This is a genomic window from Mesorhizobium cantuariense, from assembly GCF_042647205.1.
GTDB lineage: Bacteria > Pseudomonadota > Alphaproteobacteria > Rhizobiales > Rhizobiaceae > Mesorhizobium > Mesorhizobium cantuariense.
Genome location: NZ_JBHRVD010000001.1, coordinates 3,203,545 through 3,221,798, shown reverse-complemented (window position 1 = coordinate 3,221,798; position 18,254 = coordinate 3,203,545). Strand labels below are relative to the sequence as shown.

At 61.6% G+C, this 18,254-nt stretch carries 20 protein-coding genes; 9 read left to right on the top strand and 11 right to left on the bottom strand.

Going from position 1 to position 18,254, the window contains the following annotated elements; translation table 11 throughout:
* The first annotated feature begins 31 nt into the window (after positions 1-31).
* The 8 genes from ACFOJ9_RS15465 to ACFOJ9_RS15430 all read left to right on the top strand — a co-directional run bounded on the left by ACFOJ9_RS15465 (position 32) and on the right by ACFOJ9_RS15430 (position 8,440).
* Positions 32-970, top strand: coding sequence for a DUF2182 domain-containing protein (locus ACFOJ9_RS15465; RefSeq protein ID WP_378979615.1), 939 nt, complete (start codon positions 32-34; stop codon positions 968-970).
* 14 nt (positions 971-984) lie between these two features.
* Positions 985-1,599, top strand: coding sequence for a DUF1326 domain-containing protein (locus tag ACFOJ9_RS15460; RefSeq protein WP_378979614.1), 615 nt, complete (start codon positions 985-987; stop codon positions 1,597-1,599).
* Entirely contained in the window at positions 1,596-2,414 is an 819-nt protein-coding gene (pcsA, locus tag ACFOJ9_RS15455; protein WP_378979613.1) for a phosphatidylcholine synthase, read from the top strand. The genes ACFOJ9_RS15460 and pcsA overlap by 4 nt, the downstream gene beginning before the upstream one ends.
* Positions 2,415-2,441: 27 nt before the next feature.
* Entirely contained in the window at positions 2,442-3,419 is a 978-nt protein-coding gene (locus ACFOJ9_RS15450; RefSeq protein WP_378979612.1) for a quinone oxidoreductase family protein, read from the top strand.
* A 278-nt stretch (positions 3,420-3,697) separates the two neighbouring features.
* On the top strand, positions 3,698-5,275 hold the full coding sequence (locus tag ACFOJ9_RS15445; protein WP_378979611.1) for an ABC transporter ATP-binding protein: 1,578 nt from the start codon (positions 3,698-3,700) through the stop codon (positions 5,273-5,275).
* The gene (locus ACFOJ9_RS15440) at positions 5,272-6,402 is read left to right on the top strand and encodes an ABC transporter permease (RefSeq protein ID WP_378979610.1); all 1,131 of its coding nucleotides are present in this window, start codon (positions 5,272-5,274) and stop codon (positions 6,400-6,402) included. The genes ACFOJ9_RS15445 and ACFOJ9_RS15440 overlap by 4 nt, the downstream gene beginning before the upstream one ends.
* The gene (locus ACFOJ9_RS15435; protein ID WP_378979609.1) at positions 6,402-7,322 is read left to right on the top strand and encodes an ABC transporter permease; all 921 of its coding nucleotides are present in this window, start codon (positions 6,402-6,404) and stop codon (positions 7,320-7,322) included. Before ACFOJ9_RS15440 ends, ACFOJ9_RS15435 begins: the two co-directional genes overlap by 1 nt.
* A gap of 50 nt (positions 7,323-7,372) precedes the next feature.
* Positions 7,373-8,440 (top strand): BMP family ABC transporter substrate-binding protein, encoded by a 1,068-nt coding sequence (locus ACFOJ9_RS15430; protein WP_378979608.1) that lies wholly within the window; start codon positions 7,373-7,375, stop codon positions 8,438-8,440.
* Positions 8,441-8,487: 47 nt separating this feature from the next.
* Here ACFOJ9_RS15430 and ACFOJ9_RS15425 read toward each other — a convergent pair whose 3' ends face one another.
* The 11 genes from ACFOJ9_RS15425 to ACFOJ9_RS15375 form a co-directional block, all read right to left on the bottom strand.
* Complete coding sequence (locus ACFOJ9_RS15425) at positions 8,488-9,594, bottom strand: acyltransferase family protein (RefSeq protein WP_378979607.1); 1,107 nt, start codon at positions 9,592-9,594, stop codon at positions 8,488-8,490.
* Positions 9,595-9,695: 101 nt separating this feature from the next.
* A complete protein-coding gene (rimO, locus tag ACFOJ9_RS15420; protein ID WP_378979606.1) occupies positions 9,696-11,009 on the bottom strand; it encodes a 30S ribosomal protein S12 methylthiotransferase RimO in 1,314 nt (437 codons plus the stop codon).
* A 144-nt stretch (positions 11,010-11,153) separates the two neighbouring features.
* Positions 11,154-11,816 (bottom strand): TerC family protein, encoded by a 663-nt coding sequence (locus tag ACFOJ9_RS15415; RefSeq protein ID WP_378979605.1) that lies wholly within the window; start codon positions 11,814-11,816, stop codon positions 11,154-11,156.
* A 183-nt stretch (positions 11,817-11,999) separates the two neighbouring features.
* Positions 12,000-12,407, bottom strand: a complete 408-nt coding sequence (locus ACFOJ9_RS15410) for a DUF930 domain-containing protein (protein ID WP_378979604.1) — start codon at positions 12,405-12,407, stop codon at positions 12,000-12,002.
* 56 nt (positions 12,408-12,463) lie between these two features.
* Positions 12,464-13,162, bottom strand: coding sequence for a DUF2161 domain-containing phosphodiesterase (locus tag ACFOJ9_RS15405; RefSeq protein WP_378979603.1), 699 nt, complete (start codon positions 13,160-13,162; stop codon positions 12,464-12,466).
* Positions 13,163-13,265: 103 nt separating this feature from the next.
* Positions 13,266-14,063: a sterol desaturase family protein gene (locus ACFOJ9_RS15400; protein WP_378979602.1), complete on the bottom strand. Its 798-nt coding sequence runs from the start codon at positions 14,061-14,063 to the stop codon at positions 13,266-13,268.
* A gap of 377 nt (positions 14,064-14,440) precedes the next feature.
* Complete coding sequence (locus tag ACFOJ9_RS15395) at positions 14,441-14,896, bottom strand: hypothetical protein (RefSeq protein WP_378979601.1); 456 nt, start codon at positions 14,894-14,896, stop codon at positions 14,441-14,443.
* Between the two features lie 5 nt (positions 14,897-14,901).
* A complete protein-coding gene (locus ACFOJ9_RS15390; RefSeq protein ID WP_378979600.1) occupies positions 14,902-15,036 on the bottom strand; it encodes a hypothetical protein in 135 nt (44 codons plus the stop codon).
* Positions 15,037-15,506: 470 nt separating this feature from the next.
* Positions 15,507-16,085 (bottom strand): LysR substrate-binding domain-containing protein, encoded by a 579-nt coding sequence (locus ACFOJ9_RS15385; protein WP_378979599.1) that lies wholly within the window; start codon positions 16,083-16,085, stop codon positions 15,507-15,509.
* A complete protein-coding gene (locus tag ACFOJ9_RS15380) occupies positions 16,067-16,420 on the bottom strand; it encodes a LysR family transcriptional regulator (protein WP_378979598.1) in 354 nt (117 codons plus the stop codon). Before ACFOJ9_RS15380 ends, ACFOJ9_RS15385 begins: the two co-directional genes overlap by 19 nt.
* Positions 16,421-16,601: 181 nt before the next feature.
* Positions 16,602-16,871 carry a hypothetical protein gene (locus ACFOJ9_RS15375; RefSeq protein ID WP_378988341.1) on the bottom strand — a complete coding sequence of 90 codons (270 nt, stop codon included), beginning with the start codon at positions 16,869-16,871 and terminating at the stop codon, positions 16,602-16,604.
* Between ACFOJ9_RS15375 and ACFOJ9_RS15370 the strand changes: the two genes are divergently transcribed.
* The gene (locus ACFOJ9_RS15370) at positions 16,773-17,834 is read left to right on the top strand and encodes a carboxymuconolactone decarboxylase family protein (protein WP_378987798.1); all 1,062 of its coding nucleotides are present in this window, start codon (positions 16,773-16,775) and stop codon (positions 17,832-17,834) included. The two genes, ACFOJ9_RS15375 and ACFOJ9_RS15370, sit on opposite strands and share 99 nt — an antisense overlap.
* Positions 17,835-18,254: the final 420 nt, after the last annotated feature.

The window sequence follows — 18,254 nt, the reverse complement described above, 5'->3', positions numbered from 1 at the left end:
CCTGCCGTTCGATGAGCATATAGGTCAGATCATGCCGCTTGATCAACGCGGCGATTCGGCTCATTCGGATGACATGACCGGCCAGCAGGACGACTTCAGCCATCTCGACCGCGCCGGCCGTGCCATGGCGACCATCGCGCGCAATCCTCGCGTCACGGTAAACGTCGTCATCGGCGCTTGTATCCTGCTTGCCTGGCTGTTCCTTGCCGCGATGGCAATCCGCGGCGCCGAAGGGCGGATTGCGGGCGTCGGCGGCCCCGGCGACACGATCCTGCGCAACCTGCCGCGACTGCCGCTGCCCGATTTCCTGGAACGCTTCTTCGTGCTCTGCCTGTCGCCGGTGCCGCTGGACGCAAGCCCCGGCCTGCAGACCGGTGCGCTCGTTTTGATGTGGTTCCTGATGGCGATCGCGACGATGCTGCCTTCGGCCGCGCCGATGATCCGCACCTATTGCGAAATCGCCGACACGGCTCGCATTAAGGGCGAACCGGTCGTCCACCCGCTGGTGCTGGTCGCCGGTTACCTCAGCGTCTGGCTCGCCGCCTCCGTGATGTTCGCGGCGCTGACCTTGGCCACACACGCATTCGGCTCCCCCGGTGAGATGCTCGACCCGGTCGTCGGCATTGCCGGTGCGCTGGCGCTGCTGATTGCGGGCCTCTACCAGTTCAGTGGCTTGAAAGAAGCCTGCCTGACGAAGTGCAAGAACCCGTTTTCGATCTTGTTTTCGAACTGGAGTGCAAGGCCCCTCAGCATCTTTCGGCTTGGGGTCGCGCAAGGCCTGTGGTGCCTCGGCTGCTGTTGGGCGTTGATGCTGGTGATGTTCGCCGTTGGCGTCATGAACGTCTTCTGGATGGCTTTGATCGGGCTGTTCACCCTGATCGAAAAACAAACAGCCAGCAGGGTTCCAACCCGGCTGGCCGGTGCGATACTGCTTGTCTGGGCAGCCGCGCTGCTAGTAGTCTCGTTGTGAATGGGGGAAAATCGATGGCAGATCATGGCTGGGCAATGAAGGGAGAGCTCGTACTCTCCTGCAATTGCACGGTTTTTTGCCCTTGCGTGCTGTCCCTCGGCAATCATCCGCCGACCGAAGGCTATTGCCAGACCTGGGCGGGGTTTCGCATCGACGCCGGCCATTTCGGCGACGTCGATCTGTCCGGTCTCAATCTTGGGCTGGTCATGGAAATCCCCGGTTACATGAGCCGCGGCAACTGGACCGCCGGCCTGTTCATCGACAAGCGGGCCTCGGTCTACGCGGTCAAGGCACTGACCAAAATCTTCACCGGCAAGGCTGGCGGAACAACATCGTTGCTCTCCATCCTGGTCGGCAATTTCCTCGGCGTCGAGCAGGTGCCGATCACCTATGAGACGCGTGACAAGACGCGCATCTTCCAGATACCGAAGATCATCGACGGGGCGGTGACGCCGATCCCCGGCAAGGACCGCGACAAGGACACGGTGATCAGCAATTCGGAATACTGGATCGCGCCTGAGATCATCGTTGCCAGGTCCGACAAGAGCAAGATGCGGGCTTTCGGCCGCAACTGGAATTTCGCCGGCCGTTCGGCCGAAATCTGCAAGCTGGATTGGCGGGGCCCGTGAGCAAGAACACAACGGCCCGAAAGGCCGCCAAAAAGATCACGGACCGGATTCCGCGGCCGAAGAAGAAAGTCACCTGGCCGCAGGCGAGGGCGTTCTCCGTCCATTTGCTGACCGCGTCGGGCTCGTTCCTGGCCTTCCTGTCGCTGGTGGCGGCAAGCGAAGAGCGCTGGACGGCGATGTTCTGGTGGCTTGGGCTGGCACTGTTCGTCGACGGCATCGACGGGCCGATCGCCAGAAAGCTCGAGGTCAAGGAGATCCTGCCGACATGGTCGGGCGAAATGCTCGACAACATCATCGACTATGTGACCTACGTCCTGATCCCGGCCTTCGCGCTCTACCAGCGCGGCTTCATGGGCGAGGGACTGTCGTTCCTGTCGGCGGCGATCATCGTCGTCTCCAGCGCCATCTATTATGCCGACACCGGCATGAAGACGAAGGAGAATTTCTTCAAGGGTTTTCCCGTGGTGTGGAACATGGTGGTGTTCACGCTGTTCGTCATCGAGCCCGGACAATGGGTTTCGTTCGCGGTGGTGGTGATGGCCGGCATTCTGACTTTCGTGCCGATCAACTTCATCCACCCGGTGCGGGTGGTGCGGCTGCGGCGCATCAATCTTGGGATGACCCTTTTGTGGTGCGCTTTCGGCGCGCTTGCCCTTGCGCAAGCGGCACTTGCCGCCTTCTACGACCAGATCGGCGTGCTGGGCGAACAGGTCAGCACCTTCACCAAGATCGGCATCACCATCACCGGGCTTTACCTTGCCTGCATTGGTGGCATCATGCAGTTCTTTCCAAATCTCGGTGCCAAGAAGGCCTGATCAGCCACTCCCATAGGAAGTCCAATCATGTCCAAAGCGATCCGCATCCACGCCCATGGCGGCCCGGAAGTCCTGACCTATGAGGACAGTGATCCCGGCCAGCCGGGATCGGGACAGATCCTGATCCGGCACACGGCGATCGGCCTCAATTTCATCGATGTCTATCATCGCTCGGGTCTTTATCCGCCGCCCGGCGGGTTCCCGCTTGTTGCTGGCAGCGAAGCCGCCGGCGTGGTGCTGGAGGTTGGCCAGGGCGTCGACTGGTTGAAGCCGGGCGATCGCGTCGCCTATGCCGTGACGACAGGGGCTTACGCGCAAGAGCGCGTCATCGACGCCAGCCGCGTCGTCAAGGTTCCGGATGGCATCAGCGACGAACAGGCCGCCGCGATGATGCTGAAGGGCATGACATCGGAATATCTGCTGCGCCGGACGTTCAAGGTGAAGGCAGGCGACACGATCCTGTTCCATGCCGCGGCCGGCGGCGTCGGATTGATCCTCGGCCAATGGGCGAAACATCTTGGTGCGACCGTCATCGGCACCGCCAGCTCGTCAGACAAGATCGAGCTCGCCAGGGCGCACGGCTTCGACCACGTCATCAACTACAAGGAACAGGATTTCGTCGCCGGCGTCGCCGCCATCACCGGTGGCAGGAAATGCGATGTCGTCTATGATTCGGTCGGCAACGACACGTTTCCGGCTTCGCTCGACTGCCTGAGGCCGCTCGGCATGTTCGTCAGCTTCGGCCAGTCCTCGGGACCGATCCCGCCGTTCAGCATGTCGTTGCTGGCACAGAAAGGCTCGTTGTTCGCAACCCGGCCGACGCTGTTCGTCTACAATGCAAAACGCGAGGACCTCGAAGCCTCCGCCGCTGCCTTGTTCGAAGTCGTGCTCAGTGGCGCCGTCAAGATCAAGATCAACCAGCGCTATGCGCTCAAGGACGCGGGCAAAGCGCATTCCGACCTCGAGGGGCGCAGGACGACAGGGACGACCATTCTCATCCCTTAGGGTGCGTTAAGATTCAGGTGATGCCGGCCTGCAAATGGCGGCTTCCTGCGCTTCCGGTGCTCACGTACGAAAAAGTACACTCCGCTCCGGTTCTCGGAATCCACCATTTTCGGCTCGGCCTGACCTGAATCTCAACGCACCCTTTGTCCGTTCTGCCTTGCTATCCCTTGAATTTCCGCTGAAATTCTTGAAGCTCTTTCAAGACGCGTGCCGCTTTCCGATGAGAGCCGGCCGCGCCTACCATGCTGCGGGAACACAGAACATATCTGGCTAACCAGATGGGAGGCACTGTGAGTGCAAATCAGAACGACACGAACCTGCTCGAGGTGCGTGGCCTCACCAAGATATTCGGCACGCTGACGGCGTGCGATCATATCGATCTCGACATCGCCAGAGGTGAAATCCACGCCTTGCTCGGCGAAAACGGCGCCGGCAAGTCAACGCTGGTCAAGATGCTGTTCGGCTCGCTGGAGCCCAATTCCGGCGAGATCTTCTGGAACGGCAAAGCCGTCAGGATTTCCAGCCCCGGCGTCGCGAAAAAACTCGGCATCGGCATGGTGTTCCAGCATTTTTCGCTGTTCGAGGCGCTGACCGCGGCCGAAAACATCGCGCTGTCGCTGGATGATGGCTCGCCGATCAGCAGCATCGCGGCGAAGGCGAGGGCGCTTTCCTTCAGCTATGGCCTGCCGCTCGATCCTGAATCGCTGGTCGGCGACCTGTCGGTGGGCGAGCGCCAGCGCATCGAGATCATCCGCTGCCTGCTGCAGACACCGCAGCTCATCATCCTGGACGAACCGACCTCGGTGCTGACGCCGCAGGAAGCCGACAAGCTGTTCGAGACGCTGGAGCGCCTGCGTTCGGAAGGCAAATCCATCCTCTACATTTCGCACCGGCTCGAAGAGGTCAAACGCATCTGCGACCGTGCCACCGTGCTACGCCACGGCAAGGTCGTCGGCCACTGCAACCCGCGCGAGGAAACCGCGTCTTCGCTGGCCCGCATGATGGTCGGCAACGAGGTGCAGGCCGTGGTGCGCGCGCCGGTCGAGGGGATCGCCACGGCGCAGCCGCTGCTCGAGATTCGCAATCTCAGCCGCAAACCGGCAACGCCGTTCTCGATCCCGCTCAAGGGCATCAACCTGAACGTCCGCGCCGGCGAGGTGATCGGCATCGCGGGCGTCGCCGGCAACGGCCAGGGCGAATTCTTCGAATCCGTCTCAGGCGAAGTGCCGCAGCAGGACGCGTCCTCCGTGCGCATCCGCGGCAAGGATGCCGGTGGCCTCACCATCACCGGACGCCGCCTGCTGGGTGCTGCCTTTGTGCCGGAGGAACGCCTCGGCCACGGTGCCGCGCCGCGCATGAAGCTTTCCGAGAACCTGCTGCTGTCGCGCCATGCCACCGACGGCAAGGCGTTCGTCGGCAATGGGGGAATGGTCAAGAGCGCCGCCATCTACGCCGCCTCCCAACGCATCATCGAGGCGATGGATGTGCGCAAGAGCGCGCCGGATCCGGAAGCCGCAGCCCTTTCGGGCGGCAATCTGCAGAAATTCATCGTCGGCCGCGAACTCGACCGCCGGCCTGATGTCATGGTGGTGAACCAGCCGACCTGGGGCGTCGATGCGGGCGCTGCCGCCCACATCCGCCAGGCCTTGATCGAACTGTCGCGCAGCGGATCGGCGGTGCTGGTGATCAGCCAGGATCTCGACGAGTTGTTCGAAATATCGGATGCGATCGCCGTCATGCACAATGGCGAGCTGTCGAAGCCGATGCCAATCGCCGAGGCGACCTTCGAGAAGGTCGGCTTGCTGATGGGCGGCGCCGAACCCGGGCACGCCGAACATAGACTGGAGACGGCATGATGCGCCTCGAACTCGTCAAACGCCCGCAGCGCTCAGCGTTGTTCTCGGCCCTGTCGCCATTCATCGCCTTCGCACTGACGATCGTCGCCGGCGCGGTTCTGTTCGCGCTGCTCGGCGTCAACCCGTTGACCGCGTTCAATATCTATTTCATCGAGCCGATCAGCCAGGTCTGGCAGTTGCATGAGTTGGCGATCAAGGCAGCGCCACTCATCCTGATCGCCGTCGGCCTGTCGGTCTGCTACAAGGCCAACATCTGGAATATCGGCGCCGAAGGCCAGTTCATCCTCGGCGGCATCGCCGGCTCGATGATTCCGGTGCTGTTTCCGCAGTTCGAAGGCCCGCTGGTGCTGCCGCTGATGCTTTTGCTCGGCATGGTCGGCGGCGCGGCCTGCGCGGCAATCCCGGCCTTGCTGAAGACACGCTTCGGCACCAACGAAATCCTGACCAGCCTGATGCTGGTCTATGTCGCGCAGCTCTTCCTCGACTGGCTGGTGCGCGGACCCTGGCGCGATCCGCAGGGCCATGGTTTCCCGCAGACGATCCAGTTCAACGATTCGGCCGTGTTGCCGGAACTGATGCCGGATGCCGGACGGGCAAACTGGGGTTTTGTCTTCGCATTGATCGCGGCGGTGCTGGTCTGGATCCTGATGAGCCGCATGCTGAAAGGTTTTGAGGTGCGCGTGCTGGGCTCAAGCCCGCGGGCAGGGCGCTTCGCCGGCTTCGGCCTCAACCGGATGGTGTTCTTCGCCTTCCTGCTGTCGGGTGCGCTGGCTGGCCTTGCCGGCATCTCGGAAGTCTCGGGCGCCATCGGCCAACTGCAGCCTGTCATTTCGCCCGGCTACGGCTTCACCGCCATCATCGTGGCGTTCCTTGGCCGCCTCAACCCGCTCGGCATCGTCGCCGCCGGCCTGGTGCTGGCGCTGACCTATCTCGGCGGCGAGGCGGTGCAAAGCGCGCTTGGCATCTCGGATAAGGTGGCGCGGGTGTTCCAGGGCATGCTGCTGTTCTTCGTACTCGGCTGCGACACGCTCATTCACTACCGCATTCGCCTGGTCGGCCTGGCGCTGAGCAAACCGGAGGGTGCCGCGAAACTCGAAGCCACGCCAAAGCTGAAGGAAGCCCGTTGATGGACATCACCGTAAACATCCTTCTGACCATCGCCACGGCGGCAACGCCGCTGCTGATCGCGGCAATCGGCGAACTGGTGGTCGAGCGCTCCGGTGTGCTCAATCTCGGCGTCGAAGGCATGATGATCATGGGCGCCGTCGGCGGCTTCGGTGCGACCTATCTCACCGGATCACCCTGGATCGGCCTCCTGGCGGCAATCGCCATGGGCGCGGTGTTCTCGCTGCTGTTTGCCGTGATGACACTGTCGCTGGCCACCAACCAGGTGGCGACTGGCCTGTCGCTTACACTGCTCGGCCTTGGCTTGTCCGGCATGATGGGCACCAGTTTCGTCGGCCAACCCGGCGAACGGCTGCCCAATCTCGACATTCCCGGGCTGACCTCCATCCCGGTGGTCGGCAGGTTGCTGTTCGGCCAGGATCCAATCTTCTACATCTCGATCGCACTGACCGCCGCCGTCATGTGGTTCCTGTTCAGGACCCGTACCGGGCTGACGCTGCGCTCGATCGGCGACAGCCACACGTCCGCCCATGCGCTGGGCATCCAGGTGATCCGCTACCGCTATCTCGCGGTGATCTTCGGCGGCGCCTGTGCCGGTCTCGCCGGCGGTCACCTGTCGCTGGTCTACACCCCGCAATGGGTGGAGAACATGAGTGCCGGCCGCGGCTGGATCGCGCTGGCGCTGGTGGTGTTCGCCTCTTGGCGGCCATGGCGGGTGCTGGCCGGCGCCTACATCTTCGGCGCGGTGTGGATCGGCCAGCTTCATGCACAGGCTTTTGGCATTCCGGTGCCTTCGCAGTTCCTTTCTTCGCTGCCCTATCTGGCAACCGTCGTGGTTCTCGTTCTAATCTCGCGCAACAAGCGTCTGACGATGATGAACACGCCGGCTTCCTTGGGGCAGCCATTCGTTCCGGATCGTTGACAATAAAAACAAACGGGAAGCTCCAAGGCTTAACTCAGAGAGGTAACACAATGAAAAAACTGCTTATTGCCCTGATGACCACGACCGCTGCCCTTTCGCTGGCGGCAACGGCGCAAGCCGCGGACAAGCTCAAGGCCTGCTGGGTCTATACCGGTCCGATCGGCGACTTCGGCTATTCCTACCAGCATGACCAGGGCCGCCTCGAGGTGGAGAAGGCGCTCGGCGACAAGGTCGAAACCGCCTATCTCGAAAACGTCTCGGAAGGCCCCGATGCCGACCGTGCTTTCGAGCGCCTGGCGCGCGAAGGCTGCAAGCTCATCTTCGGCACCTCCTTCGGCTTCATGGATCCGGAAGTTAAGGTCGCCAAGAAGTTCCCCAAGGTGATGTTCGAACACGCCACCGGCTACAAGACATCAGACAATCTCGGCATCTACAATGCGCGTTTCTATGAAGGCCGCTACGTTCTTGGCCAGATCGCCGCCAAGGAATCGAAGTCCGGCGTTGCCGGCTACATCGTTTCCTTCCCGATCCCCGAAGTGGTGATGGGCATCAACTCCTTCATGCTCGGCGCGCAGTCGATCAACCCGAACTTCAAGGCCAAGATCGTCTGGGTGAACTCTTGGTTCGATCCGGGCAAGGAAGCCGACGCCGCCAAGGCGCTGTTCGACCAGGGCGCCGACATCATCGTGCAGCACACCGATTCGACTGCTGCCCTGCAAGTGGCCGAAGAGCGGGGCCTGCAGGGCTTTGGCCAGTCTTCGGACATGATCAAGTTCGCGCCCAAGGCGCAGCTGACTTCGATCACCGATGATTGGGGTCCCTATTACATCAGCCGGGTCCAGGCAGCCCTCGACGGCACGTGGAAGCCGGGCAATGTCTGGCTTGGCATCAAGGACGGCGCGGTCAAGCTCGCCCCCTTCACCAACATGCCCGACGACGTGAAGGCGATGGCGGAGGCGACCACGAAGAAGATCTCCGACGGCTGGAACCCCTTCACCGGGCCGATCGCCAAGCAGGACGGCACGCCCTGGCTGAAAGACGGCGAAGTCGCCGATGACGGCACGCTGCTCGGCATGAACTTCTATGTGAAGGGTGTCGACGACAAGCTGCCGCAGTAAGAAGCGCGAGATATCAAAATGAGGAGGGCGCCGCGAGGCGCCCTTTTTCATTCGGCGGGCTGTGCTTCGGTAGAGACGCGACGAAATCGCGCCAGTCCGATATCGACCGCGCGGCCGAGCCAAATCCTGAGCAGCCGCTGCGCGGGTCGTTCGCAGCTGCGCCAGATCGCCCACGAAACGAAGAGCATGAGTGCGACGCAGCCGACGGCGGCAAACCATTTCCCGACCACGGGTGTTGCGGCATTGATGGCGAGATAGCCGATGTTCTGATGCAGCAGGTAGAGCGGGTAGGTCAGTCCGCCCAGCGCCAGGATGAGCGCTGATGGCCTGACACGATGGCGCAGCAGCACCGCGCCGATCAACGCGGCATGCATGACGACATTGGCGACGACGAGATTGGCCGACGAAACAGCAATGCCGTAATGGTTCTGCATCCAGTGCCGCGTCACGGATAGTGTACCGCACGAGATCAGGAAGGCGGCGGCGAGCAGCAGCAAGGCCGGCAGTGAACGCCCATGCGCATGGATGTGATGGACCAGCACGCCGGCGGCGAAGAACGGCCCGAACTCGGTGATGAACAGCAGCCTGGCCGCGCCGCTGCCGAGGAAGAATTCGTTCAAGGCCGAGATCGTCAGCCAGACGAAGATCAATTCCAGCTTGCGTTTCTGGAAGAGCCCGGTGAAGAGGGCCAGCGTTACCCATCCGTAGAACACCAGTTCAAGAACGATCGACCAGTAGACGCCGTCCATGAAGGGTTGGCCGAAGGCCGGCGCGAACATCGACAGATTGGCGGCATACTGACTGAAAGAGGCTGAAAGCAGCGGTGAGCCGGCAAGGACGACAATTGCGAAGGTGATCGTCATGCAGAACAGGAAGCCCGGATAGAGGCGAACGAACCGCGCGATTGCAAATTGGTCCCAGCTGCGGCTTTCCGCCGACCAGGCAATGACGAAACCGCTGATCAGAAAGAACAGATTGACGCCGAGATAGCCGTAGAGGGCAAATGGCGCGGCAAGCGGATAACACTCGGCGAGAAAGCCTTCGGCGGCCGCGCCGCGGAAGAAATAGTGAAAGAGCACAACCGCAAGGGCTGCCGCCAGCCTGAGAAGGTCCAGCGTCGCGATGTAATCCTGCCCAGCAGGTCTGGTGTTCATCCCGAACTCTCCGCATTTACGGTCCGGAAACCATAGTGCGGGCCGCGGCCGAATGGGTTAAACGGTCTGAACTATCGCTAGATGTAGTAAATACGGCTCCGTCAGACCGCCGAACCATAGAGGTCATAGGCGTCGGCACGGTCGATCTTGACGGTGACGATATCGCCTTGGCGCAACGGACGGCGCGACTGGATATGCACCGAGCCATCGATCTCGGGCGCGTCGTATTTGGTGCGGCCCTTTGCCGATGTGCCGTGCGCCTCGTCGATCAGCACCGGCAAGCGCTTGCCGACCTTTTTGGCCAGCTGCGTCGCTGAAATCTTCTGCTGGCGCTGCATGAAGCGGTGCCAACGCGCCTCCTTGATCTCCTGCGGGACCTGTTCGAGTCCAAGATCGTTGGAACGGGCGCCACGGACCGGCTCGTATTTGAAGCAGCCGGCGCGGTCGATCTTGGCCTCATCGAGCCAGTCAAGCAGCATTTCGAAATCATCGTCCGTCTCGCCGGGGAAGCCGACGATGAAGGTCGAGCGGATGGCGAGATCCGGACAGACCTCGCGCCAGCCGCGAATGCGCTCGAGCGTCTTTTCGCCATGTGCCGGCCGCCGCATGTTCTTCAACACCTGCGGCGAAGCGTGCTGGAAGGGGATATCCAGATAGGGGAGGATCTTGCCCTCGGCCATCAGCGGGATGACGTCGGCGACATGCGGGTAGGGGTAGACATAGTGCATGCGCACCCAGATCCCGAGCTTGCCCAGTTCCTCGGAAAGGTCGAGGAATTTCGCACGGACTTCGCGGTCACCGAACATGCTGGTCTGGTACTTGATGTCGATGCCGTAGGCGCTGGTGTCCTGCGAGATGACCAGGAGTTCCTTGACGCCTGCCTTGGCCAGTTTCTCGGCTTCGCGCAGCACATCGGCCGCAGGTCGCGAGACGAGGTCGCCACGCAGTGCGGGAATGATGCAGAAGGTGCAGCGGTTGTTGCAGCCTTCCGAAATCTTGAGATAGGCGTAGTGGCGCGGCGTCAGCTTGACGCCCTGCGGCGGCAGCAGGTCGAGATAGGGGTCGTGCGAAGGCGGTGCGGCCTCATGCACGGCGGCCATCACGCTCTCATAGGCCTGCGGCCCGGTGATCGCCAGCACATTGGGGTGCCTCTCGCGAATGACGTCCGGCTCGGCGCCGAGGCAGCCGGTGACTATGACCCTGCCGTTTTCCGAAAGCGCGGAGCCGATGGCATTGAGCGACTCATCGCGGGCGGAATCGAGAAAGCCGCAGGTGTTGACGACCACAAGGTCGGCGCCGTCATGTTTGCGTGCGATCTCGTAGCCCTCGGCGCGCAGGCGCGTGATGATGCGTTCCGAATCCACAAGGGCCTTCGGGCATCCAAGACTGACAAAACTCACGCGAGGAGCGGACATAGAGGTTTTCCGGGCTTTTCAGGATTGCCGGCGCAGTACCACACTTATTGCGGCATTGGTATGGCAGGCCTGCGATGCGGCAAAACGCACGGCGATTGCGCCGCGGACCAAGCTTTCCGGATCGAAGCCGTGGCTGGCGCAGTCTCAGCTGACGGCGCCGTTTACGTGCGGCCAGACTTCCACCGCGCCACGATAGACCATGTCCAAAGCCACATAGAAAATGATCAGCAGGCCGACATAGGCGATCCAGCGGTGGCGATGCAGCAGCTTTGCGATGAACGTCGCGGCGAGCCCCATCAGGGCGATCGACAGCACGAGGCCGATGACCAGCACCGGGAAATGATCGCGCGCAGCACCCGCGACCGCCAGCACGTTGTCGAGCGACATCGACACGTCAGCGACGACGATCTGCAATGCCGCCTGGCCGAGCGTCTTGCGCTTCGCCTTGCCGGCCACCGCATTGTCGCTGTTGAGATCGGCGTTCGACAGCGCCTCGGTCGCTTCCAGCTCGTCGGCATGGGACGTGCGCAGCTCGCGGTACATCTTCCAGCAAACCCACAGCAGCAAGATGCCGCCGGCCAGCAGCAGGCCGACGATAGCCAGCAACTTGACGGTCACCGCAGCAAAGCCGATGCGCAGCACCGTTGCCGCCACCACGCCGAGGAGGATCGCCTTCTTACGCTGTTCGGCCGGCAGGCCGGCAGCCGCAAGACCGATGACGATTGCATTGTCGCCAGCGAGCACGAGATCGATGGCGATGACCTGGAGCAGGGCGGTCAGGCTGGCAGCGCTGAAAAAAATGTCCATCGACCGGAAGCCCTTGCTGATTTGCCGAGTGTTCGTCGATTATCCAGACGGCCCTAACTTGGTGGTCCCTTGGCGTCAAGGGATCACGCATAGCGACATCACTGAAGCATCGTTACGCCAAAGCCGGATCAAAGGCTTCGCGGCACTTGCCGACAGCCAGGCAAAACCATGGCCGATCACAAATCAATCGTAGAGATTGTACTTTGCCCAGTCGGCCTCCGGAATCTCGTCGCCGATCCGGTAGCGGAGCTGCAAAACTTCCATATGGTCGGGCGCCGTCTGGCACTTGAATTTCAGCCGGTACCATTGCCCCTTGCTGCGAAACGCAGCACCCGGGCTCCTGATCGCATCCGCGCCCATCTCGGGCGTCGCGAAGGCGTAGGCGACGACGCGATCGGCTTTGAACTTGCGATCGTCGTGGGTGATCCGGTCGAGCACTTCGGCGTCACAACGCTGTTCAAGACGGGTTTGGGGATCGAGTTTCATCAGGCCGGCACGCAATGCACTGTCCATTGCGTTGGCTGGAAAACTCAGTGTCACTGACGCCAAGGCGATCATGCAGAGCTTCTTCATGGGCGGGACAAGCAACATATTTTGTCAGAGAAATCAACCGAGCGGGCCGCCTCGGACCCCGCAGGAATCTTCAATCATATGGCCGGTGTGTTCAAAATTGCGTGTCGGGATTGATCGTCCGATGGCTGCGGCCAACGGACCAGCGAGGCACGGCCGGCATCGGTGAGATCGTAGAGGCCGCGGTCGACGCGCGCGAACCAGCCATAGACATTGTGCTGCAGGATCTTCGGCGCGATCGGCGTCAGCGCCTTCAGATCACGCGGGCGCCTGGGTCCGTCCACCATGGCGGCAGCGCAGGCGAGGGCGCTTTGGCGATAGGCCGTCATGATCGGATTGCGCGATCCTCCTCCCGCAACGGGATCGCCGCGACGGCGCTGGTGCTCGTCGACCAGGCGAGAGCGCCGGCGTGCATTCTTGCGCGGCGCCAGCGCGATCGGGCTGAGAAGCACCTCGACCCGGTCGGTCGCGGTCACGCCAAGCAGGCCGAAACCAAGCCGGCGGCAGAGATTGCGGAACCTGGCATCGCTTTCGCGCCCCTTGCCACGGGCCGACATGCGCGCGGCCAGCCACACCTCGTCGCAGGCGGCCGCGCGATCGACACCTTGCAGCACCAGTTCCAGATTGAACTGCAGCTTCAGTTCGCAGATGACGACGACAGGCGGCTCGCCCTCGCGCAGCGCGACGATGTCACAGCCGCCGATCTCGCCTTTGACGACGAAGTCGAGGCTTTCGAGGAACCGCTTCACCGGCGCATAGAGTGAGGTCTCGTTCATGCCTCAAGGTTTAGCCGATTCGAGGCGAAAAGCCCTCTGGTGGTGCGGCGTTCTATGGGCCTGAAAGCGGACCGGTGTGGATGCCGCACCGTCGAGCCAGCCATCAGGCTTCGGTGCTCGGCACTGCCCGATTCGACAGCTTCCTGCGGCGCAGCAGCGGATAGCCGATCTGACCGAAATAGGTGGAAGGGATCGGGTCGTCGACGCCGTACTTCTCCGGCACCTTGTCACCGGTGACATTGTAGGTGCCGAACAGCATGTCGAGGAAAGGCAACTGCCCGGCGAAGTTCTTGTCATAGGCCTCGCGCTGGTTGGCATGGTGCCAGCGATGGAACTGCGGGCTGGCGATCAGCCACTTCAAAGGGCCGAACGGAATCCGCACGTTTGAATGAACAAGCAGCGTGTGCCCAAGATAGATGATAAAAAAGATGGCGATCGAGGCTTCGGAGAAGCCGAGGAAAAAGACCGGCGTCAGCGATATCGCCTTTGTGACGATGGCGTCGACCGGGTGATTGTGGAAAGCCCCGAGCCAGTCCAGTTCCTCGATGCCGTGGTGAACTGCATGGAACTTCCAAAGCGCGGGGATTTTGTGGAAGGCCCGATGCGCCCAATAGACGCCGATATCGGTGATCACGATGATTTCCGCAACCTGCAGCCAGACCGGCTGACCGCTGACGGCTTGCGTTATCGATTGCGGAACCAGGAATGCAGCGGCGCCGAGGGCACCGGCCGCGATCATGGCGATGGCCAGCTTTATGATGAAGCCGTTGAACAGCAGATAGATCAGGTCGACAGCGAAACCCTTGCGAAAAATCTTCTGCGGCCGCTCGGCAAACAGATGTTCGAACGGAATGAAGATCAGCGCGCAGATCAAAAGCGCCTTGATGCCAAAGATATCCATTCATTCGCCTCTAGTACCGGCGCCTTTAATCCCGGCGCGCCGCCTGCGCCTCCGAGAAGAACCACATCTCCCCTTTCCAAAGACTAAAGGCTCTGCTTTCGCATAAAGCGCCGGCAACGCGAATTGTGGGCGACCGCACCAAAACGAACGGCGAGGAAAACGACAAGCGACCACCCAGCGAAGGCAGTTTCCAGCACGGCCAAACCTAGCGGAGGGACGAAGCAGAGCGCGAGGAAGGCGGCAACGAGTGCGCCGAAGGTGGGCGCTTCCCTTTTTTCTCCGATCCCCGGAAGCTCGACGACGTAGCCGATAGATCGCCGAAACGCTCCGCCGGCCTACCTGGTGGCGAGTAAGGTCTAGCGCGACTGCTTGGAGGTCTACGCCTTCAATTTGGCGATCACCGGTGCGACAAACGCAACCGCTTGTTGCCAATGAACATTTTTGGCTGGAGGTTTTTCCTCTCCACTTTCGAAATTCTTATCGCTCCACCTGCATACATATACTCGGGCCTGAGGGGCGCGGACAATGAAGGCGATCAAATTGGCCTGCAATGCAAGATAAGCTGATCGCCTTGGATGACGGATGCCCGGTTTGGATAGGACATCGTCCAGAACAAACTTGGAGTAGGATCGCGCCGACATTATCGCCGCCGCCTGCTGATAGGTAAGATCGCCAAGGGGCGGCTCGCAGATTAGGCGTTCGATCGCATCGATCTGGTTTTTGCTGGCGGGTGTGCCGTCATCGCCGGCGATCGGAACCGCGATGTCAGATATATGCGGGCGGCCTATCCGAGGTTCTGTAGCGCCGCCGAAGAGCCAATCAAACAGGCCCATTGACGTTAGCTCGAACTTATCTCGTTGATGGTGCTGTCGTAGTCTCTCCCAATCAAAAGCAGCACGAAACCGCCCAAGAAGGTCAAGCCACTGACAAAAACCATGCCCAGCGGCACCAGCTTGGGCTCGACATCTGCCACCACCAGCCAACGCCGTTAACGGGCGGCGAAAGCAATAGCAGCCACGCGCCCCACACTCCGTCGCCGTTCAGTCGTGGCCGTGTATAGACTTTGTATTTGACTGCCACGCCCCCTCCCGTCGGCGCTATGCCGAGCCTCAGTGCCCGACTTTATGTCCAGTTTACTGTTAAATGGCGACTTTGAACATCCGTAAAGTCTTGTGCTCGCAGGGCCTGCCGTCTATATGGCAATCAATGAAATAGATCGGCAACCGCTTGAAATATCGCGAGTTTTCAGGCTTTTAGTGCAACAACTTCGATCGAAATCGATCCGTCTGGCGGGCCACGACCGATAGTTATGAGCACTACGTTTTCGTCTACCGCTGCGGAAAATGTCCGACGCCATTGAGCACGACCCGCCCGTGTGGGCCGACGAAGAAGCGCCGAGGCCGTGGGACCGTTGCGGCGGCCACGCGTCCGTAGACTAGCGACTTATACCTGTTGACCGACTTCCCGGAGAATGCGTCGCAGCCATTGATGGCCCGAATCAGAATCGTGCCTTGAGTGCCATGTCTGCACCACGCGGAACAGGGGAATGTCGATCGGCGGCGGGAGGAGCCTGAGGGGCAGGCGGCCGGCAAGCGGCGAGAAGAGGCGGCGTGGTTCCGTCGCCACGAGATCGGAGGCATCCACCAGCATCGGGGCCATCAGGAAGTGTCCGACGGTCACGGCCACATTTCGCTTGAGCCCTTTTTCCGCCAGCACGGCGTCGACGTAGCCGCTCGGATTGCCCTTCATCGAGACCTGAATGTGTCGAAGGGCCAAATATCGGTCGAGATCGAGCGGTTCGCCGAGATTGGGGTGGTCGCCGCGGCCGGCGCAGATGAAGTCTTCTTCGTAGAGCAGTTCCTCCCGCATGTGTGTCGGCGGCTCCGGAAAGTTGCCCGCGATCAGTTCGACCGTGCCATCCTCCAGCATCGGCAGGCCGACGCTCCGGCTCGTATTGCGGACGACGAGAGACACGCCCGGCGCCTCCTGGTCGAGGCGTGCGGTCAGACGAGGCAGAAGCACGAAGGCGACATAGTCCGAGAGACCGAGAACGAACTGCCGTGTGCTCGCGGCGGGTCGAAAGCACGCCCGCCACGCAGTACGCCTTCCACCTGTTCGAGGATGGACCGCACGCTCGGAGCGATATCCTGGGCCAGCGAAGTCGGCACCATACCACGCGGTGAGCGGACGAAGAGTGGATCGCCGAACAAGGCCCGCAGCCGGTTGAGGGCGTGGCTGACGGCCGGCTGGGTCAGCCCGATCCGTGCGGCGGCGCGCGTGGCATGACCTTCTGCAACCAAGGCGTCGAACACCACCAGCAGATTCAGATCGATATTGGCGAGATGCACTGCCTTCATGACGGCTATACTAATAATGAATTGGATTTATCGCAATTATCCGGCGATGAATCAGCCTGATCGCCCCATTCGAAACGCCCCGACGCAGAAGGTAGTAGCCGTGCCCGGACGCGCGGCAATATCTGTCGCGTTGCATGGCCGAAGTCATGAAACACCCGAAACCTCTTCATGAAGCGCTTGACTAGGGAGTATCCAATAGACCATGGCTCACAAAGCAAACGGCGAGCGTTTCGAACGCGGCATGGAAGTTCTCCGGCGGATCGGCGGCGAAGGTTTTGACTTGCCGATCAAACGCCTTGCTGAGGCGTCGCCGGACTTGGCGCGTTTTACGGTCGAATATCCTTATGGCGATATTCTCTCCCGTCCGGGACTGAATTTGCCGCTGCGGCAGATTTGCACCGTCTCTTGTTTGATGGCGCTGGGCAGCGTCCAGCCGCAGCTCAAGTTTCATATGACGGGCTTCCTCAACGCCGGAGGGAGACCGCAGGATTTGGTGGAGTTGCTGTTCGTATCCGTGGCGGTCCTCGGCTTCCCCTCCGCCATCGACTCGATCGCCCTGGTGCGCGAGATCTTCCGGGAGCGGCACATCACCTTCGAGGCCCCGCCACCGGCAAGCGACGACGGAACCCAGCGATACCGGCGCGGCCTGAAACTCTTCTCGACGCTCGACGGCGAAGGTCATCTGCGGCCTTTTGAGACGATCTCGCCGGACCTTGCACGCTGGTCGATTGAATTCGCCTTCGGCGAGGCCTTGTCGCGCGAGGGGCTGGAACCGAAGGCCAAGCACCTCGCCATCATCTCGATGCTGGCGGCGACCGGCAACCGCGACGAAGCTCTCGATTTCCATCTCAAGGCCGCCCTCAAGCAGGACCTGTCGCCCGTAGAGATTGCCGAGGCGCTGATGCAGCTTAGCGTCTATGCTGGATTTCCCGCCGCACTCAACGCCTTCGATCTCGCCCAACGGGCCTTCTCGGCAGACCGCGGAGCTACAGCGATCACGGCGCCATCCGCGGCAGCGCCGCTGTCCGAGAGCCGGGAGCTGCGTCGGAAGCGTGGACTCACGACACTTGCACAGACGTCCGGCGCGTCCGGTGAAGCGGTCATCCGCGGTTTCGACGACATCGCACCGGACATCGGTCGCATGATCGTCGAGCATTCCTATGGCGACATTTTCTCAAGACCAGGCATCGATCCCAAGACCCGCGAGCTGACGGCCTGCGCGGCCTTGGCCGCGGTCGCGACCAAGACAGCGGAAGCCCCGCTGCGTGTCCACATCAATGCAGCACTCAATGCCGGCGCGAGCCGCAAGGAGGTGCTCGAAACCTTCCTCAACCTCGTTCTCTACAGCGGCTATCCCATCGTGCAACAGGCGGTGCGAATTGCCGGCGAGGAATTCGCCAAGCGTCCCGAATGAAGAGCTTGGGTTGCCAGCGGGCAGCAGATGCCACCAATCTCGCAATTCGTTCGTGCGGATTCCTGAAGCCATCGCGTTGCAGGGCGGCGGAATGCCTCTCTTTCCATAGCGCCTGACCTCTCCTTCGGCACTACGGCTCTGCAATGGTCCGATGCATTCCTCGCCACCGGTGGCGTGATCAACCGGGCGAACGGCAACTATACGATCACCCATGCCTCGGGCACATTGACACTCTCGGGAGCCGTATTGTCCGCCGGCGCGACCAACGGCATCGGCTATGCGACGGGGCAGGCGGCACGGTCACGCAGGCGACGAGCAAGTCCACTGGTGTGACGCTAAACAGGGCAACCGGGCAGATCACCATGAATGCTGCGGCGCTGGCGGCTTCGACGACTGTCTCTTTCGTCCTGACAAACAGTT

Coding starts and splice junctions, on each gene's coding strand:
- ACFOJ9_RS15460 (WP_378979614.1), top strand. CDS start 985: ATGGCAGATCATGGCTGGGCAATGAAGGGAGAGCTCGTACTCTCCTGC.
- ACFOJ9_RS15440 (WP_378979610.1), top strand. CDS start 5,272: ATGATGCGCCTCGAACTCGTCAAACGCCCGCAGCGCTCAGCGTTGTTC.
- ACFOJ9_RS15445 (WP_378979611.1), top strand. CDS start 3,698: ATGGGAGGCACTGTGAGTGCAAATCAGAACGACACGAACCTGCTCGAG.
- ACFOJ9_RS15425 (WP_378979607.1), bottom strand. CDS start 9,594: ATGAACACCAGACCTGCTGGGCAGGATTACATCGCGACGCTGGACCTT.
- ACFOJ9_RS15395 (WP_378979601.1), bottom strand. CDS start 14,896: ATGGGCCTGTTTGATTGGCTCTTCGGCGGCGCTACAGAACCTCGGATA.
- ACFOJ9_RS15400 (WP_378979602.1), bottom strand. CDS start 14,063: ATGGATATCTTTGGCATCAAGGCGCTTTTGATCTGCGCGCTGATCTTC.
- ACFOJ9_RS15380 (WP_378979598.1), bottom strand. CDS start 16,420: ATGAAGGCAGTGCATCTCGCCAATATCGATCTGAATCTGCTGGTGGTG.
- ACFOJ9_RS15450 (WP_378979612.1), top strand. CDS start 2,442: ATGTCCAAAGCGATCCGCATCCACGCCCATGGCGGCCCGGAAGTCCTG.
- ACFOJ9_RS15465 (WP_378979615.1), top strand. CDS start 32: ATGCCGCTTGATCAACGCGGCGATTCGGCTCATTCGGATGACATGACC.
- ACFOJ9_RS15435 (WP_378979609.1), top strand. CDS start 6,402: ATGGACATCACCGTAAACATCCTTCTGACCATCGCCACGGCGGCAACG.
- rimO (WP_378979606.1), bottom strand. CDS start 11,009: ATGTCCGCTCCTCGCGTGAGTTTTGTCAGTCTTGGATGCCCGAAGGCC.
- ACFOJ9_RS15410 (WP_378979604.1), bottom strand. CDS start 12,407: ATGTTGCTTGTCCCGCCCATGAAGAAGCTCTGCATGATCGCCTTGGCG.
- ACFOJ9_RS15430 (WP_378979608.1), top strand. CDS start 7,373: ATGAAAAAACTGCTTATTGCCCTGATGACCACGACCGCTGCCCTTTCG.
- ACFOJ9_RS15415 (WP_378979605.1), bottom strand. CDS start 11,816: ATGGACATTTTTTTCAGCGCTGCCAGCCTGACCGCCCTGCTCCAGGTC.
- ACFOJ9_RS15405 (WP_378979603.1), bottom strand. CDS start 13,162: ATGAACGAGACCTCACTCTATGCGCCGGTGAAGCGGTTCCTCGAAAGC.
- ACFOJ9_RS15375 (WP_378988341.1), bottom strand. CDS start 16,871: ATGAAACTTGAGCTGCGGCTGGACGCTGCCCAGCGCCATCAAACAAGA.